Origin of the sequence: Streptomyces sp. NPDC015130 (assembly GCF_043080005.1) — a bacterium.
Classification (GTDB): domain Bacteria; phylum Actinomycetota; class Actinomycetes; order Streptomycetales; family Streptomycetaceae; genus Streptomyces.
In genome coordinates, this window is record NZ_JBIBVC010000004.1 from 105,414 (window position 1) to 120,916 (window position 15,503).

At 72.3% G+C, this 15,503-nt stretch carries 16 protein-coding genes and 1 pseudogene; 5 read left to right on the forward strand and 12 right to left on the reverse strand.

The features are described 5' to 3' along the window. Positions 1–3 precede the first annotated feature (3 nt). The 7 genes from ACF08F_RS09065 to ACF08F_RS09095 are packed head-to-tail and all read right to left on the reverse strand — an operon-like array spanning position 4 to position 7,199. Positions 4–864, reverse strand: a complete 861-nt coding sequence (locus ACF08F_RS09065; RefSeq protein ID WP_392297864.1) for a hypothetical protein — start codon at positions 862–864, stop codon at positions 4–6. After that, entirely contained in the window at positions 861–1,094 is a 234-nt protein-coding gene (locus ACF08F_RS09070; RefSeq protein WP_392297865.1) for a hypothetical protein, read from the reverse strand. The genes ACF08F_RS09065 and ACF08F_RS09070 overlap by 4 nt, the downstream gene beginning before the upstream one ends. Before the next feature lie 36 nt (positions 1,095–1,130). Further along, positions 1,131–2,558, reverse strand: a complete 1,428-nt coding sequence (locus ACF08F_RS09075; RefSeq protein WP_392297866.1) for a cellulose binding domain-containing protein — start codon at positions 2,556–2,558, stop codon at positions 1,131–1,133. Positions 2,559–2,575: 17 nt separating this feature from the next. Then, positions 2,576–4,066: a beta-N-acetylhexosaminidase gene (locus ACF08F_RS09080; RefSeq protein ID WP_392297867.1), complete on the reverse strand. Its 1,491-nt coding sequence runs from the start codon at positions 4,064–4,066 to the stop codon at positions 2,576–2,578. 9 nt (positions 4,067–4,075) lie between these two features. Beyond that, on the reverse strand, positions 4,076–4,939 hold the full coding sequence (locus tag ACF08F_RS09085; RefSeq protein ID WP_392297868.1) for a carbohydrate ABC transporter permease: 864 nt from the start codon (positions 4,937–4,939) through the stop codon (positions 4,076–4,078). Continuing rightward, entirely contained in the window at positions 4,936–5,943 is a 1,008-nt protein-coding gene (locus ACF08F_RS09090) for a carbohydrate ABC transporter permease (RefSeq protein ID WP_392297869.1), read from the reverse strand. The genes ACF08F_RS09085 and ACF08F_RS09090 overlap by 4 nt, the downstream gene beginning before the upstream one ends. Next, positions 5,940–7,199, reverse strand: coding sequence for an extracellular solute-binding protein (locus ACF08F_RS09095; protein WP_392297870.1), 1,260 nt, complete (start codon positions 7,197–7,199; stop codon positions 5,940–5,942). Before ACF08F_RS09095 ends, ACF08F_RS09090 begins: the two co-directional genes overlap by 4 nt. Positions 7,200–7,391: 192 nt before the next feature. On the opposite strand from ACF08F_RS09095, the gene ACF08F_RS09100 reads away from it, so the two are divergent. After that, positions 7,392–8,159 (forward strand): GntR family transcriptional regulator, encoded by a 768-nt coding sequence (locus tag ACF08F_RS09100; protein ID WP_392297871.1) that lies wholly within the window; start codon positions 7,392–7,394, stop codon positions 8,157–8,159. Between the two features lie 34 nt (positions 8,160–8,193). Beyond that, entirely contained in the window at positions 8,194–9,042 is an 849-nt protein-coding gene (locus ACF08F_RS09105; protein ID WP_392297872.1) for a GntR family transcriptional regulator, read from the forward strand. Between the two features lie 50 nt (positions 9,043–9,092). Here ACF08F_RS09105 and ACF08F_RS09110 read toward each other — a convergent pair. Continuing rightward, a pseudogene (locus ACF08F_RS09110) lies at positions 9,093–10,023 on the reverse strand (IS5 family transposase). A 31-nt stretch (positions 10,024–10,054) separates the two neighbouring features. Next, a complete protein-coding gene (locus ACF08F_RS09115; protein ID WP_392297873.1) occupies positions 10,055–10,636 on the reverse strand; it encodes a S1 RNA-binding domain-containing protein in 582 nt (193 codons plus the stop codon). 370 nt (positions 10,637–11,006) lie between these two features. Here ACF08F_RS09115 and ACF08F_RS09120 point away from each other — a divergent pair, with 370 nt between their 5' ends. Further along, a complete protein-coding gene (locus ACF08F_RS09120) occupies positions 11,007–11,990 on the forward strand; it encodes a hypothetical protein (protein WP_392297874.1) in 984 nt (327 codons plus the stop codon). Between the two features lie 322 nt (positions 11,991–12,312). On the opposite strand, the gene ACF08F_RS09125 is transcribed toward ACF08F_RS09120, so the two are convergent. Continuing rightward, entirely contained in the window at positions 12,313–12,552 is a 240-nt protein-coding gene (locus ACF08F_RS09125) for a hypothetical protein (protein WP_392297875.1), read from the reverse strand. A gap of 123 nt (positions 12,553–12,675) precedes the next feature. After that, complete coding sequence (locus ACF08F_RS09130) at positions 12,676–13,185, reverse strand: hypothetical protein (RefSeq protein WP_392297876.1); 510 nt, start codon at positions 13,183–13,185, stop codon at positions 12,676–12,678. Between the two features lie 125 nt (positions 13,186–13,310). Here ACF08F_RS09130 and ACF08F_RS09135 point away from each other — a divergent pair, with 125 nt between their 5' ends. Then, positions 13,311–14,102, forward strand: coding sequence for an alpha/beta fold hydrolase (locus tag ACF08F_RS09135; RefSeq protein ID WP_392297877.1), 792 nt, complete (start codon positions 13,311–13,313; stop codon positions 14,100–14,102). Between the two features lie 96 nt (positions 14,103–14,198). Then, positions 14,199–14,603, forward strand: a complete 405-nt coding sequence (locus ACF08F_RS09140; protein WP_392297878.1) for a hypothetical protein — start codon at positions 14,199–14,201, stop codon at positions 14,601–14,603. 12 nt (positions 14,604–14,615) lie between these two features. On the opposite strand, the gene ACF08F_RS09145 is transcribed toward ACF08F_RS09140, so the two are convergent. After that, on the reverse strand, positions 14,616–15,443 hold the full coding sequence (locus ACF08F_RS09145; protein WP_392298249.1) for an isocitrate lyase/phosphoenolpyruvate mutase family protein: 828 nt from the start codon (positions 15,441–15,443) through the stop codon (positions 14,616–14,618). Positions 15,444–15,503: the final 60 nt, after the last annotated feature.

Sequence of the window (15,503 nt, forward strand, 5' to 3'; positions counted from 1 at the left end):
TCCTCAGCGTGGTCCGGGCAGGTAGTACGGGCGGTTGTGCGCCGCCACCGGCGGGGACTGGAACGTCCAGGCGCCGATCGCCGGGGCGGCGCCCACGAGGGCGGTCAGGTCCTGCCCGAGCGGCGACGTCCCGTCATGGACCGTCAGACGGATCCGCGCGGCGTCGGCGACGGAGTCGAGCGCGTGGTGCCGGTACGGCTGGTAGAGGTTCATCGGCCCGGCCAGCGCGCGCCCCTCGGCATCGGTGCCGTAGCCGGTGACCGGGGCGTTGTTCGCCGGGACCGAGCCCAGACCCGTCAGGTCGGCGGTGAGGGTGAACACGTCCTCCTCGTGCCGGACCACACCCGCCGAGCCCTCACCGGCCGCCGAGGCCTTGCGGCAGCGCACCGTCCAGACGTCGCCCGCCGGACCGTTCGGGGACGGCATCGTCGTCTCGAACCAGCCCGGGTGTTTGGGCTCGGCGAAGAGCCGCCGCCCCGCGTCGATCGCCAGCGGGTTGTCGCACAGGACGTGGACACGGGCGATGCCGAGCAGCCGGGTCTGGTCGACCCCGTGCGCGTACTCCTCGTAGGTGAGGTGCGGCAGCCGGTGGGCCTCCGCCGTCGGGTGGGCGACGATGTTGAACTCGATCTCCTGGGTGACGCCGCCGCCGAACGCGTACTGGGCGAAGTACAGCTGGTAGTTGAGCGACACGACGGCCCGTCCCTCGAACTCGGCCGCGCTCAGGGCCGGATGGCACTTCGCCAGCAGGTCCCGCACCGGCCCGGGGTCCACCAGGTAGTCGACGCCGATCTGGTGCAGGGCTCCGTAGTGGAAAGGCAGTTGGTACGGCGCGGGGACGGGCGGCAGCGGCAGGCGGGTCACAAGGCGGCTCCTGGGACGAGGTCGGCGGGCCGGTCGCGGGCGTCGAGCTCGCGCGCGACGGCCCCGGCGCTGCGCAGCGCCAGGGCGGCCATGGTCAGCGTGGGGTTGGAGGTGGCGACCGAGGGCATGCTGCCGCAGCCCACGGCGTACAGACCGGGGTGGTCCCAGCAGCGCTGCGCCCAGGTGGCATGGCCGACGGGCGGCGGGCGCGCGCTCGCGGGGGAGCGCACGCCCGTCGCCCTCGGGGGGCGCGGACGGGGGCTCGGCTACTGCACCGCGGGGACCGAGTCCTCGAAGGTCGTGCCCGAGGAGCGGTACGCGGCGATCTTGGCCGCCACCTGCGCCGGGGTCAGCACCTGGTCCTTGACGTGCAGGACGTAGTCGACCTTCTGGTCGTACGCGCGCGGGGTCGTGGACGTCTGGCCGGCCAGGTCGATCAGCCACTGGTTGAAGTTGATGGACATGGGGCGCTCGGGGAGGTAGCGGGCGTCGTGGCGGCCGAACTCCTGGCCGTCGACGTAGTAGACGATGCTGTTGTCGTCGATCGTCAGGACGAGGTCGTGCCAGCCGGCGTAGCTCGCCCGGACCTCCGAGTGCTGGTTCACGGCCTCCCAGGGGTCGGGCCGGTACGTCTCCCACGACGTCGTGTAGAGGATGTTGGCGGGTTCGCCCCAGCCGCCGTTCGGCAGGTACTCGAAGTCGTACTCGGCGTAGTCGTCGGCCATCGGGGCCTTGAGGTCGTTGATGGTGAAGAAGGTCTGGACGACACGGTCGCCGTCCGGGCCGGAGTTCGGCGCGTCGGAGAAGCGGACGCGCGCCGCGTAGGTGCCGTTCCGGAACTTCGAGGCGCGCGTGAGGATCTCGGTGTGCCTGGTCGACTCTCCGGTGCCGGCGGTCGAACTCCGCAGGTTCATCAGCGAGTTCGTGCCCTCCTTGGCGAAGGTGACGTTCTCGGGGGCCCAGGTGGCGCCCGGCACCCCGGGGCCGCCGGAGTTGGACCGGACGCTCCAGCCGTGGGCGGCGATCGCCGGGTCGGTGTGGCCGGTGTAGTCGAAGTCGTCGAAGAGCGCGGCGCCGGTGGGCGGAGGAGTGGTCGGATCGGTCGGCGTCGGGGTGGGGTCGTTGCCCGCGGGGGCCGTCCCCCAGACCTGGACGCCGCCGACGGTGGCGGTGACCTTGGACCAGTTGGCGTAGGCGGTCTGGGCGGCGCCGAAGGAGTAGTCGTCGCTCTGGTTCAGCGGCTGCCAGTTGGAGCGGTGGAAGCGCAGCTGCATGTCACCGGTGTCCGCGCCGGGGGCGAGCGAGCCGGCGCCGGCGGTGAAGCCGACCTCCAGATACCGGTCGGCGGTCGCGGTCGGATTGGCCAGGGTCCCGAAGGTGCCGGTGAGGTGCGCACAGCCCTTCACGGCCCAGGAGCAGGCGTAGGTGTACGAGGCGCCCGCCTCGGCCTTGAAGTAGTAGCGCACCTTGACCTGGCTGAGCGGCACGCTCGCCGTACCGGTGTTGACGACCTTGAGCCAGGGCTCGGCCTGGTCGCCGCCGGTGGCGCTCTGCCGGTACTGGACGGTGACGGCCTCGCCGGCCGCCGCCGCGGGCAGCGCGGTCAGGGCGGTGGCGCCGAGCCCGGTCACCGCGGCGACGGCGAGCGCGGCACGCAGCCGCAGGCCGCTCCTGGTCCTCGTGGGGACGTTCATGGTGGGGGTTCCTCTCCTCAGGTGGGGACGGACATGGGTGAGAGACGGCGCGGCACCCCGAGGGCGTCGAGCCGGGTCCTGTGGTGGCGGAGGCGCTTCTGGAAGCCGGGCCAGTCGTGGCGGCCGGTCCAGACGACCTCGGCGAGGGCGCAGAGCCGGGGGAAGGTGAGGTACTCGGCGTGCGCCGCGGTCGGCACGTACTCGGTCCAGAGCTGCACCTGGGAGCCGAGCACCCGCGCCGACTCCTCGGGGCTCCACTCCGCCGGCGCCGGGTCGTTGCCGTGGACCGTGCGGAGGTCGACGACCTCGCCGGCCTGGCCGGGCGGCTCGGCGGGGCTCGCGGACTGCGGGTAGTCGAGGTACGTCGTGCGATGCGGCGCCATGATCACGCGGTGTCCGCGCCGGACGGCGACGCGGCCGTGGTCGGAGTCGCGCCAGGGCATGACGGTGAAGTACGGCGGGAGGTCTGCGCCGTCCTCGGTCCAGCTGAGCGGCTGCCGGCCCGCGTCGAGGAGGTGCCGGCCCATCCGCTCCATGAACCAGCCGTGCAGGGCGTCCGGCCCCGGTAGCCCCTCGTCGGCGACCCGCCGGAGCGCCGAGGCCGAGGTGTGCCACTCGGTGGTGGGGCACTCCTCGCCGCCGATGTGGACGTACGAGGAGGGGAAGACGTCCATCACCTCGTCCAGGACGGTGCGGCAGAAGTCGAGGGCCTCGTCGTGGACGCCGAGGATCGTGTCGCAGACGCCCCACCGGTTCCAGACCTCATAGGTCCGGCCCGGGTGGTTGCCGAGCCCGGGGTAGGCGGCGAGGGCGGCGCGGACGTGGCCGGGCATCTCGATCTCGGGCACGACGGTGACGCCGCGCTCCGCCGCGTACTCCACGAGCCCGGTGAGCTCGGCCCGGGTGTACGCGCCGCCGTGCGGTACCCCGCCGACCTCGGTGAGCCGGGGGAGTGCGGCGACCGGCATGCGCCAGCCCTGGTCGTCGGTGAGGTGGAGGTGGAGGACGTTGAGCTTGTGGAGGGCGAGCAGGTCGACGTACCGGCGGAGGTAGGAGACGGGGCGGAACCGGCGGGCGACGTCGAGCATCGAACCCCGCCAGGGGAAGCGCGGGGTGTCCCTGATCTGCACGCACGGGACGGACCACTCGACGCCGGGCGCGGGTCCGTCGCCGAGCGCGTCGACGGGCAGGAGCTGACGCAGCGTCTGGACCCCGGAGAGGAGGCCGCGGGGGTGGGCGGCCCGCAGCAGGATCGCCTCGGCGCCGACGGTGAGTCCGTACCCCTCCCGGCCGAGGCCGGTGAGGGCGCCGTCGACGGCGAGGACGACGGAGCCGTCCGGACGGGTGGGCAGCGGCAGCCCGGTGGCCGGTCCGAGCAGGGTCCGCAGCAGCCGCGCGGCGGGTTCGGCGCCGGGCGAGACCCTCAGCGCGGTCCGCGCGTCGAAGGTGAACCGGCCCGGCAGGGGCGAGAGGTGGGTGGGGTCGGGGACGAGTCGGGGCAGGGGCATCGAGGTGCGTTATCCCTTCACGGCTCCGCCGGTCATGCCGGCGGCGACCCGGCCCTGGAGGACCAGGAAGAGGACGAGTACGGGCAGGGCGAAGAGGGTGGAGGCGGCCATGGTGGCGCCCCAGTCCGTGCCGAAGACGTTGGAGAAGGACGAGAGCCAGACGGGCAGCGTGCGGTCGTCCTGGTTCTTGATGACGAGCATGTTGGCGAAGGCGAACTCGTTCCAGGCGGTGATGAATCCGAAGAGCGAGGTCGCGAGCAGCCCGGGGGCGAGGAGCGGGAGCGTCACCCGGCGGAAGGCGACGGCCCGTGTGCATCCGTCGACCTGGGCGGCCTCCTCCAGCTCGGCCGGGACGGCCGCCAGGAAGGAGCGCAGGGTCACGATGGTGAACGGCAGGGTGATCATGAAGTAGATCAGGCTCAGGGTCGCGAGCCGGTCGAGCAGGTCGGCGTCCCGGGCGATGACGTACATCGGGATCAGCAGCGCCTCCCAGGGCGCGACCTGCGCGAGGAAGACCATCAGCAGGAAACCGCGCCGGCCGCGCCAGCGCATCCGGGCGACGGCGAAGGCCGCGGCGAGCGCCACCACCAGGGCGAGCAGCACGCAACCGGCGGTCACGAGCAGGCTGTTGCGCCAGAAGGTCCAGAAGCCGTCCGCCGCGACGGCCTTCGCGAAGTGGTCCAGGGTGACGGAGACGGGAAGGAAGCCCGGGGTCTCGGACTGGATGTCGCGGGTCGGACGGAAGGCGGTGAGGACCATCCAGTACACCGGGAAGACGGCCAGGACGAAGACGACCGCCGCCGCCGTGTTCAGGGGGAGCAGGCGCAGGAGACGGGAGCGGGCGCGGAGGGTCGGACGGGGGCGCGGTGTCACCGGTCGGCCTCCTGTCGGAGCAGCTGGCGGAAGTAGACGATCAGCGCCGCCACGAGGAGCAGGACGGTGAGCGTGGAGACGGCCGCCCCGAGGTCGTAGCGGTGCAGGGACTGGGCCACGCGGTAGGCGTACACGGGCAGGGTGGTCGTCGCCTCGCCCGGACCGCCCTTGGTGACGGCCCAGATCTGGGCGAAGCAGCGGAAGACCCAGATCACTTCGAGGCAGAGGACGAGGCCGAAGATCGGGCGGAGGAGCGGCAGGGTGATCGAGCGGAAGATCCGCCCGCCGCCGGCCCCGTCCAGCCGCGCCGACTCGTACAGCTCGGCGGGGACGGTCAGCAGCGCCGAGTGCAGGGTGATCGCGGCGAAGGGGACCGACTGCCAGACGACGAGCAGGACGAGGACGGTGAACGCGGCGGGACCGTCGGCCAGCCACGAGTACCCCTCGAAGGACTCGAACCCGAGCCGGACGAGCAGCCAGTTGACGACACCGAGGCGGGAGGCGAAGAGCCACTGGAAGACGGTGGTGGTGGCGATGACGGGACTGGCCCAGGCGAGGACGAGTCCGCTCGTCACCAGGATCCGCATCCGCCGGCCGAGCTTCCGCATCATCAGGGCGATCAGGGTGGCGAGCACCATGATCAGGACGACGTTGACGAAGGTCCACCAGAACGTGCGCCGCACGACCGTCCAGAACTCGGGGTCGGCCAGGACGGTCCGGTAGTTGTCGAGGCCGACGAAGGGGGCGCCGCCGCGGATGAGCTCGCCCATGCCGTACCGCTGGAAGGAGATCAGCAGGTTGCGGACGAGGGGGTACCCGAGGAGGAGCACGCCGCCGAGGACGGTGGGGGCGACGAGGAGGTACGGCCAGAGGGCCGCTCGTGCCGGTCGGTTCCTCCGTGCGGGCCGGTTCCTCCGGGCCGCCGGCTCGGCCCCCGCGGGCCGGCTCGCGTCTTCCGGTCGGATCGCCCGCGCCGGGCGGCTCTTCGTCTTCGGACCGGTCACGAGCCGAGGGTCTTCGTGATGCTGCGGGAGGCGGTGGTGGCGGCCGACGCCGGGTCGCTGCCCGTCAGCACGGCGGTCATGTACTGCTTGATCGGGTTGGTGGCCTCGACGGCCGCCCACTGCGGGGAGTTGGGCGTGGCCCGCCCCTGGGCGGCCCCGGCGGCCATCGCTGCCGTGCCGGCGTCGTCCTGGACGACACGGGCGAGGGAGGTGCGGTTGGGGACGTAGCTCATCGTTCTCGCCATGTCCGTCTGCCACTTCTCGCCCGCCAGGGCCGCGACGACCCGGTAGGCGGCCTCCGGGTGGGCCGAGGCCTCGGGGACCATGAGGTCGGAGCCGCCGGTGAAGACCGCACCGGGCCGGTCCGCCGTCTTTCCGGGTACGGGGAAGAAGCCGAGCTTGCCCTTGAGCGCGGGGTTGATCTCCTCGACGATCCGCGCGCCGCCCGGCACGGCGATGATCTGGGCGACGTCGCCCTTGGCGAAGACCTCGGCCTGCGGGGGCTTCGCCTCGTCGGCGTCCTTCGGCCCCTTGCCGAGCGACTGGAGCCGACGGTAGAAGTCCATGCCGGCGAGGGCCTGCGGGGTGTCGAGCGCGCCCTTCCACGCCGTGCCGTCCTGGACGGCGAGGTCGCCGCCCTCCTCCCAGACGAAGCCCGAGAGGGCGAACCAGTTCTGGCCGGGGAGGTAGATGCCCTGCTTCCCGCCGCGGTTGAGCTTGGTCGTGGCGGCGAGCCACTCGGCCTGGGTCTTGGGGGGAGCGGTGACGCCCGCCGCGGCGAACAGGTCCCTGTGGTAGATCACGACGCGGTTGGCCGCGTACCAGGGGATGCCGTACTGCTTGCCGTCGACCTTGCCCGGCTCGGCGAGTCCCGGGAGCCAGTCGGCGCCGCCGAGCTCGGTGACCTTGTCGCTGAGGTCGCGGACGCCGCCGCTCGCCGCGTACTGCGCGACCTGGGTGTTGCCCACCTCGATGACGTCCGGGGCGTCCTTGCTGGCGAGGGCGGCCGTGACCTTCTCGCCGATGCCGTCCCACTCCTGGATCTGGATGTCGAGGTCGACGTCCTGGTGCTCCGCCTCGAAACCGGCGCGGAAGCGGGCGAGGAAGGAGTCGGTGACGCTGTCCTTCATCAGCCACACGGTCACCTTCTCCGGACCGCCGGAGGCGTCCGGGGAGCTCGGCCCGCCACAGGCCGTGGCGGCGAGGACGACGGCCGCCGTGAGCGCGACGGTACGGGGGAGTGTCTGCACGGGCACCTCGATGGGTAGTTGACCAATTGGTTAGGTGGTCAGGTGTGTGCCCAGAAGGTGGCATGGACCAATCGCGCCGTCAATCCCCTGCAAAAGATGTGCTGTTCAGGCGATGACAGGTGAAGTCGGCCGACTAGTATCCGACTTACCAGTTGACCAGTGAACCCGTCGGGGGCGCGTCATGAAGGGCGGCACGGCATGAACGACGACTCCTCCCGCGGGGTCCTGAAGCGGGAGCGCGTACGGGAACACCTGCTGGGCCTCATCGAAGCCGGCGGACCCGGCGACCCGATCCCGTCCGAACGCACCCTGTGCGCGAGCCTCGGGGTCTCCCGCCCCACCCTGCGCGCGGCGGTCGACGAACTCGTCGCCACGGGCGCGCTGGTGCGGGAGCACGGCCGCGGCATGTTCGTCGCACCCGCCAAGATCACCCAGCGCCTCGCCCCCGACGACGCGGCCTTCGCCGTCCCCCGGGCCTCCGGCACCTGGTCCAGCACGGTCCTCGAATCCGCCACGGTCCGGGCCGGCGCCCGCATCGGCCGCAGGCTCCGCCTCTCGCCCGCCGCCGAACTGCTGTACATCGCCCGCCTCCGCCTGGTCGACGGCGCGCCCATGGCCATCGAGCACCTGCACATCCCGGCCGACCTGGTCGGTGCCGCGCTCACCCCGGACGAGCTCGAAGCGGGCGACCTCTACGACCACCTGCGGGAGCACCACCGGGTCCACGTCCAGGAGGCCACGCAGTCGATCGAACCCACCGTCGTCAGCGAGGACGAGGCGGCGCTCCTCGACGTCCCCGTGCTCTCGCCCGCCCTGCTGATCGAACGCCTCACCCTCGACACCGCGGGCCGCCCGGTCGAGTACGTCCACTCGGTGTACCGGGGCGACCGCTACCGCATCGTCTCCCGCCTCGACTTCACGCGCGACGGGCTCGTGACCTCGTCCACCGAAGGGGATGCATACTGACGCGCAACGGACCGAACGACGGGGAAGGACCGGGATGGAGCCGCACGGAGGGGGCAGGGCGCAGCCGCCCGAGCAGTCCGGGGCGCGGGACACGGCGACCGCGGCCCGGCCGGAACTCAAGCGCGAGCGCGTGCGGGAGCACCTGCTCACCGTCATCGACGCCCGCCGCCCAGGCGACGCCATCCCCTCCGAGCGCACCCTCTGTGCGAGCCTCGGCGTCTCCCGCCCCACCCTGCGCGCCGCGGTCGACGAACTGGTCGCCACGGGCCTGCTGGTGCGGGAGCACGGCCGGGGCATGTTCGTGGCCCCCGCCAAGATCACCCAGGAGCTGGTCGCCGAGCAGCACACGGCCGACGCGCCCCGCGGCCAGGGCGGCCGGGGCGCCTGGACGAGCCGTGTGCTCGAACTCCGAACGGTACGCGCCGGCGCGCGCATCGGCCGCAAGCTCACGCTCTCCCCGGCGGCGGAGCTGGTGCACGTGACGCGCCTCCGGTACGTCGACGGGGACCCGATCGCCCTGGAGCACCTGCACGTACCGGCGGACCTGGTGCCCGGCCTCACCGTCGCCGACATGGAGGGCGGCTTCTACGCCCACCTGCGCGAGAAGCGCGGCATCCGGACCGCCCACGCGGTGCAGTCGATCGAACCGACGGTGCTGAGCGAGGAGGAGGCGACCCTGCTCGACGTCCCGGTCCTCTCGCCCGCGCTGCTCTTCGACCGGATCACCTCCGACACGGGCGGCAGGCCGGTCGAGTACGTGCGCTCCCTCTACCGCGGTGACCGCTACCGCATCGTCTCGCGGCTCGCCCTCCGCGACGGCGCGGCCGACCACCCGACGGCGGACGCCACGCAGTCCGGGGCGTGGTGGGGAACGGTGGAGTGACATGCCGACAGGGCAGGACGGAGCCCTCCGCCTAGGACTTGTCCGGCCGATCATGTGCGGAGCCAGATCGCGACGGCCGCCGCGGTGGCGGTGCCGAGGAAGATGTAACCGCGCTTGTCGTAGCGAGTGGCGACCGCCCGGAACTGCTTCATGCGGTTGATCGCCCGCTCGACGGTGTTGCGCTTCTTGTAGCGGTCCTCGTCGAAGCCGGTCGGCCGTCCACCGCGTGCGCCTTTGCGCAGGCGGGCTGCCTGGCTGTCACTCTTCTCCGGAATCGTGTGGCGGACGCCCCGCCGTCGCAGGTACTCGCGGGCGGGGCCGTTGCTGTAGGCCCTGTCGGCCGCAAGGCTGTCGGGCTTCTTGCGTGGTCGCCCCCGGCCCGGTCTAGGGACTCGGATCTTCTCCAGCACCGCGATGAACTGGGTGCAGTCAGCTCGCTGACCTGGTGTGACGATCAGGGACAGCGGACGGCAGCGGCCGTCCGCGCTCAGGTGAAGCTTGCTGGTGAACCCGCCGCGCGAGCGACCCAGGCCCTCGCCTCCAGCACCACCTCCACCAGGCGGGCGTGCAGACTCTGCCACGGCGCTTCGTCCTGATGTTCTGGCTCCTCGGCCCCCTTTGAGCCGGGCGCCGGCGGTGGGTCGGTGCGAGCGCCCGCCGCATGCTGATGCGCCCGCACGATGGTGGAGTCGACCGAGATGTCCCAGTTGATCTCACCCGCGGCATCGGCTGCGGCCTGGACCTGCTGGAGGAGACGTTCCCAGGTACCGTCCGCCGACCACAGGCGGTGGCGTTCATAGACGGTCTTCCACGGACCGAACCGTTCGGGCAGGTCACGCCACTGCACTCCGGTTCGCACCCGGTGCAGGATCCCGTCGATCACCTGCCGGTGATCCCGCCACCTGCCGCAACGCCGGTTGCTGACCGGCACGAAGGCCGCAGCCGTTCCCACTCGGCATCACTCAGATCACCCCGCCTCATGCTCGCATCAACGGCTGGAGCACGTTGGCCGTCACGTGGCCGGCACGACACCTTCGGGCTGGGCGTTCTTCGGCCTGGAAAGAAAGATTCGGCGGGTCGGCAGGTCGATTTCCGTGACGATGACGGTGATCTCCTCTCCGGCCTTCAAGTCCTCCACCGGACTCACCGCGGGCCGACCGTCGATCTCTCTGGAGGGGACCAGCCCGACGAACCCGTCTCCGAGCTCGACGAAGACGCCGATGGGAACTGTCTTCTCCACCATCCCGCGGGTTTCCTGCCCCACCGTGCGGTTGGCAAAAGCCCGCAGGGGGTCGGGCTCCAGCGCCTTCAAGGACAGTCTGGCCTCCGCGTTGTAAGTGTCGAACTGGAGGAACTCGCACGAGACCCGCTGGCCTACGTGAACGACATCGGTGGGGGCGTCGATGTGCCGCCAGGACAGTTCGGGGATCACGATGAACCCGACACCGGGGAAGAGTGGATGGGCAGGTCCGTCGTCCAGGGCCACGAAGACCCCGAACCGCTCGATCGCCGCAACGGTGCCAGACAAGATGTCGCCGCGGTGCAAGGTCTCCAAAAATGCCCAGAGTTCCGGGCTCTCCGACTGCCAGTCCATACCGTCACCCTGGCACACGACATCGCGGGCCGACTATGACCTCGACAGACTGAAGCCCCGCCGTGCCCCAGCAACCGGAACCATGATCGGCCGGACAAGTCGTAGGGCGTGTTGCGAAAGTCCCGCCTGCCCGACGGCGCCTGGCACGCACGCTCGCCGCGTTGTCGGGATCACCCCGATACCTCCAGTATCGGGGCGACCCTCCGCCTTGCGATCGCACGCACCAGACGCCGTCCGGCCCGCCCTTCGGGCGCCCGGCGCTACTCTCGCAACACGCCCTAGCCGCCGTCACCGGAGTCCGGGAGCGGCGCGAGGAGGAGGCACGGGCAAGGATCGACAGCGCCGCGACGGGGCTGGAGGAACAGAGACCGTGACCACGGACACGACCCGTCCAGACAGCGCCGCGCTGTCGCTGATCGACGACGTACCCGCCCTCGCCGCCCACGCACGGCGGGCCACGCTCCTCCGGCCGACGGCGGGCGACCCCGGCCCCCGGGACAGTTCCGTCGGCGGCCCGCTGCTGTGGCCGGCGGACGAGCCGTGGCCGGTGTGCCGGGCGCCGCACGTGGTGCGGAAGCGGGAGAAGCTGTCGGACGCCGACCGTGAGGTCTGGGAGGAGTGCGACCGCCGGATGAAGGCCCGCAGGCGGGCGCGGGGCCGGGGCGCCTCCGTCATGACCGCGGAGGAGGACGCGGCACGGACCCGGATCATGGACGGGGCGGGCGCCGTCGACCTGAGGACGTGGGAACGGATCCGCACCGTCTCCGAGTACCCCGCAACCCCCGCCCCCATGGTTCCGGTGCTCCAACTCCGCGCCCAGGACGTCCCGGACCTGCCGATGCCGGAGGGGACGGACCTGCTCCAGCTGCTGTGGTGCCCGGACGACCACGCCGAGCCCCCCGGTCAGCCGCGCTACTGGGGACCGAACGCCGAACTCCGCCACCGCGCCGCGGAATCGGTCGGCACCGTGGCCGACCCTCCGCGACCGGAGCGCCCCCAGGACGTCTACCTCCCCCGCCCGTGCGTCCTCGACCCGGTCCGCGTCGTCGACCTGCCCGAATCGGACGAGCTCCCGGCGGAGACCGTGGAAACGGCCCACGCCTGGGCGGAGGCCCGCGGTCTCGCGTACGACCGTCACCTGTCCTGCCTGCCGGGCTGGAAGGCCGGGGGCTGGCCCGGCCGGCACCTCACCGACCTCGTGCCGATCGACTGCTCCTGCGGGGCCCGGATGCGACTCCACCTGACGCTGGAGAGCGGGCGCGACCCGCGGCTCAACGTGGGCCGCTCCGGCGAACTCCGTGTCTTCACCTGCCCGGAGGACCTCACCCACCCCTTCCGCCTGAACGTGCAGTGACGCCGTCCCGGCGGCGGGATCACGCGTCGTGACGGGACGGGACGGGGCGAGCAGCGAGCCGGCCAGGACGAGGTGACGGTGGTCCGGTTCGAGGACGTGGCGGGCGGTGTCGAGCATCGCCGTCAGTTCGGCCCTGGCCTCCGCCCCGCGGCCGACGGCGAGCAGGCCCAGCCGGGAACAGGGCCGTCCCTCGTCGGCATGAACAGTGACACGCTGCCCCATCGCGTGGCGTGGAATCCCCTTCTCGCCACGCCACCCCCGATGTCGGGGGTGGTGCCGCAACTCCCGGCCGTGCCACCAGACTTACGGCAGGGCGCGCTGCCTACCGGCCGAAGATCGACGAGGCGGGCCGGAAGCGGGTCATCTCCTCCGGGGCGTCGAGTTCGTCGGCGCCGTGGAAGGAGAACGACGTCGTCGTGCCGGCGACGAGGTCGTGGACGAACCGGCTGCACGACATGTCATGTGCTTCCCAGAGCGGGCCGCGCCCCTCGTTGAGGATCACGGTCCACTCGTCCGGGTCGATGCCCTTCCAGCTGCTCGGTGCAGTGCGGTCCGCGGGCACCCTCGCCGCACTCGGCGGCTCCGACGGGAGCCTCGGCGGTCACGGCCGCGTCGTCCTCGTGATGATCGGCAGACATGGGACTTACCCTGCACCATGCCTGTGCGAGCGGGACACGGCGGGCGGCTACGTGGACGGCGAGGCCTCCACGACCTCGGGGTTGACGGTGTCGAAGTACACGTGGTCCGTCGTCGGGGAGAGATGGAAGCGGCCGGGGTAGCGCGAGCCGGTGATGTGCTTGTCGTAGCGGACACTGGCCACCCAGCCGGCGTTCTCCGGCAGGAACTCCGCCAGTTCCTCCGGCGGGTTCGAGGGGTCGGAGGGCTCGAAGGAGTACGCCGTCCCGCCGACGAGGGACGAGACGGCCCCGGCGGGCAGCCGCGCCACCCCGACGACCCGGACCCGCGGGTCCTGGTCCGGAATCCACTCACGGCCCGAGTCGTTCGGGTCGTAGCCCAGCCAGTGGGGATCGGACAGCGGGCCGATCGCGCGGAACCGGCGCCGCAGCGGTTCGACGTCGGTGTTCACCTCCCGGCGTTCCCGCCCGGCCCCGCCGCCTTCGGACGAGCACGCGGCGGTGCCGGCTCCGCCCAGCACGAGGAGCCCACCGAGCATCAGCCACCCACGACGACTCATCGTCGACCCCGACATCGCCCCCATGGACCTCGCTCCCGCCCCCATGAACCCTGCCCCCGCTCCCTTGAACCAGCCCCCGTCCGAGCTTCGAGGCCTCGATGGTACGGCTCTGAAATGATCACGGCATGACAACCGACCCCCATGAAGTGCTCGTCCCCGTCGCCGACGGCGGACTCCTCTGGGCCGGGCGCGGCGGCGCCGGGAGCCCGGTCGTGCTCCTGCACGGCGCCGGCATGGACTCCCGCCTGTGGGACGCCGTCGTCCCCGGACTGGCCCGCCACCACGACGTGATCCGCTACGACGCCCGGGGACTCGGCCGCTCCACGCCACCGAACGAGCCGTTCGGCGACGTCGAGGACCTGCGCGCCGTCCTCGACCACTTCGGCGTACGCCGGGCCTCGCTGGTCGGGTTGAGCATGGGTGGGGAGACGGCCCTGGACTTCGCCCTCGCCCACCCGGAGCGCGTCGCCGCACTGGCCCTCGTCGGCGCATCCGTCAGCGGCCACGACTGGCCCGAGAGCCCCGAGCTGGCCGCCTACTCCGCGGCCCGGCGCGCGCGGGACACGGCCGCACTCGCCGAGCTGGAACTGACGATCTGTGCGGCCATGGGCCGTACCGCTCCCGGCGGGCACCTCGTCGAGACGATGGTCGCCGCGAACGCCGAGCGGCGCGTCGTGAGCGAACAGCACTGCGTCCTCACCACGGGCCGCGACGCCGCACCGCACCTCGGGGAGATCACCGCTCCGACGCTCGTCGTCCACGGTCGCCACGACCACCGGGAGATCGCGGTGATCTCCGGACGTCTCGCCACCGGCATCCCCGGGGCCCGCGGCGAGACGATCGCCGACGCCGACCACTACCTGCCGCTCCGCGCACCGGAGCGGCTCACCGAACTCCTCCTGTCCCACCTGCCCTGACCCGCGGTGCCCGCGACTCCGGTTGACAGCTCCGGTGGCCGGGCGTAGTCCGGAAGAGGGGACCCGTCCGGCGTTGCCGCGGAGAGGAGTCCCATCATGCTCGGCGACCTGATCGGCGAGGAGCAAGGAGAAACCACGGGAATCCGGGTGCTGTCCACCGACGGCGGCCACCCCGTACTGGAGGCGTCCTTCCAGGCGACCGGCACCCTCCTGGGCGCCGGGGTCAAGGACATGGGCACGTACGAGTCGGTCGTGCGGGCCGACGGCACCCTCTTCGGAGAAGGCCAGGGCGTCCTGATGACCCAGGAGGGCGAGACGATCACCTGGCACGGCTCCGGCGTGGGCCACTTCGACGACACCGGTGCGGTCGACTGGCGCGGCGCCCTGTTCTTCGAGACCGCCGCCGCCACGTACGCCCGACTCACCGGCATCGCGGGCCTGTTCGAGTTCCACGTGGAGGAGAGCGGGAAGGCCACCGCCAAGATCTACGAGTGGAAGTAGCCCCCCAGGGGCCTACGACTCAGCCGTACGGTCCGTGAGCAGCAGCGCGTTGAGCGTCGCGTAGTCGAATCCGTCCTCCAGCGCGTCCGTCGTGCCCTGCGCCAGCAGTTCACGGGCGGCCCGCCGCACCAGTCCGTACGCCGCCTCGGCGATCGACGACCCCGCGCTGACCCGGGCGGCCCCCGCCTGGGCGAGCGCCGGGACGGGCAGCGCGCCGGGTCCGGCCGCGACGTTCACCGGCAGGGGCGAGCCGTCCACGAGCAGCCCGATCGTGGCCGCGTCCAGCCCGCCGAGGACGAAGACGCCGTCCGCGCCGGCCGCCGCGTAGGCCCGGGCACGGACGAGGGTCTCCGCCAGCCACGCCGACCGGTCCTCGGAGGGCAGCCGGTGGGTGTCGATGCGGGCGTTGACGAACAGCGGGACGCCCGCCTCGTCCGCCGCCCGGCGCGCCGCGGCGATCCGCTCGGCCTGTTCGGCGACGGGCCGCAGGCTGTCCTCCAGGTTGACACCCACCGCGCCGGCCGCCAGGACGCCGCGTACGGTCTCGGCCACGCCCGCCGGGTCGGTCGCGTAACCACGCTCGATGTCCGCGGTGACGGGCACGTCGACAGCGGCCGCGATCCGCGCGATCGCGCCCAGCGCCTCGTCACGGTTCAGGTGGTCCCCGTCGCCGTGGCCCAGCGACCACGCGACCCCGGCGCTGGTGGTCGCGACCGCGGACGCACCGGCCTCCGCCACGACCCGGGCGGACGCGGCGTCCCAGGCGTTCGGCAGGACGAGGGGCTTGCCGGGCACGTGCAGCGAACGGAACAGCCGGGCCTTGTCCACCAGATTCGTCATCGTCATGCGCGCATTGCACCACGAGCGGCCCGGGAACGATCACTGTTTTTCCGACGCGGG

Coding starts and splice junctions, on each gene's coding strand:
- ACF08F_RS09075 (WP_392297866.1), bottom strand. CDS start 2,558: ATGAACGTCCCCACGAGGACCAGGAGCGGCCTGCGGCTGCGTGCCGCG.
- ACF08F_RS09105 (WP_392297872.1), top strand. CDS start 8,194: ATGGAGCCGCACGGAGGGGGCAGGGCGCAGCCGCCCGAGCAGTCCGGG.
- ACF08F_RS09100 (WP_392297871.1), top strand. CDS start 7,392: ATGAACGACGACTCCTCCCGCGGGGTCCTGAAGCGGGAGCGCGTACGG.
- ACF08F_RS09145 (WP_392298249.1), bottom strand. CDS start 15,443: ATGACGAATCTGGTGGACAAGGCCCGGCTGTTCCGTTCGCTGCACGTG.
- ACF08F_RS09115 (WP_392297873.1), bottom strand. CDS start 10,636: ATGGACTGGCAGTCGGAGAGCCCGGAACTCTGGGCATTTTTGGAGACC.
- ACF08F_RS09135 (WP_392297877.1), top strand. CDS start 13,311: ATGACAACCGACCCCCATGAAGTGCTCGTCCCCGTCGCCGACGGCGGA.
- ACF08F_RS09080 (WP_392297867.1), bottom strand. CDS start 4,066: ATGCCCCTGCCCCGACTCGTCCCCGACCCCACCCACCTCTCGCCCCTG.
- ACF08F_RS09130 (WP_392297876.1), bottom strand. CDS start 13,185: ATGAGTCGTCGTGGGTGGCTGATGCTCGGTGGGCTCCTCGTGCTGGGC.
- ACF08F_RS09140 (WP_392297878.1), top strand. CDS start 14,199: ATGCTCGGCGACCTGATCGGCGAGGAGCAAGGAGAAACCACGGGAATC.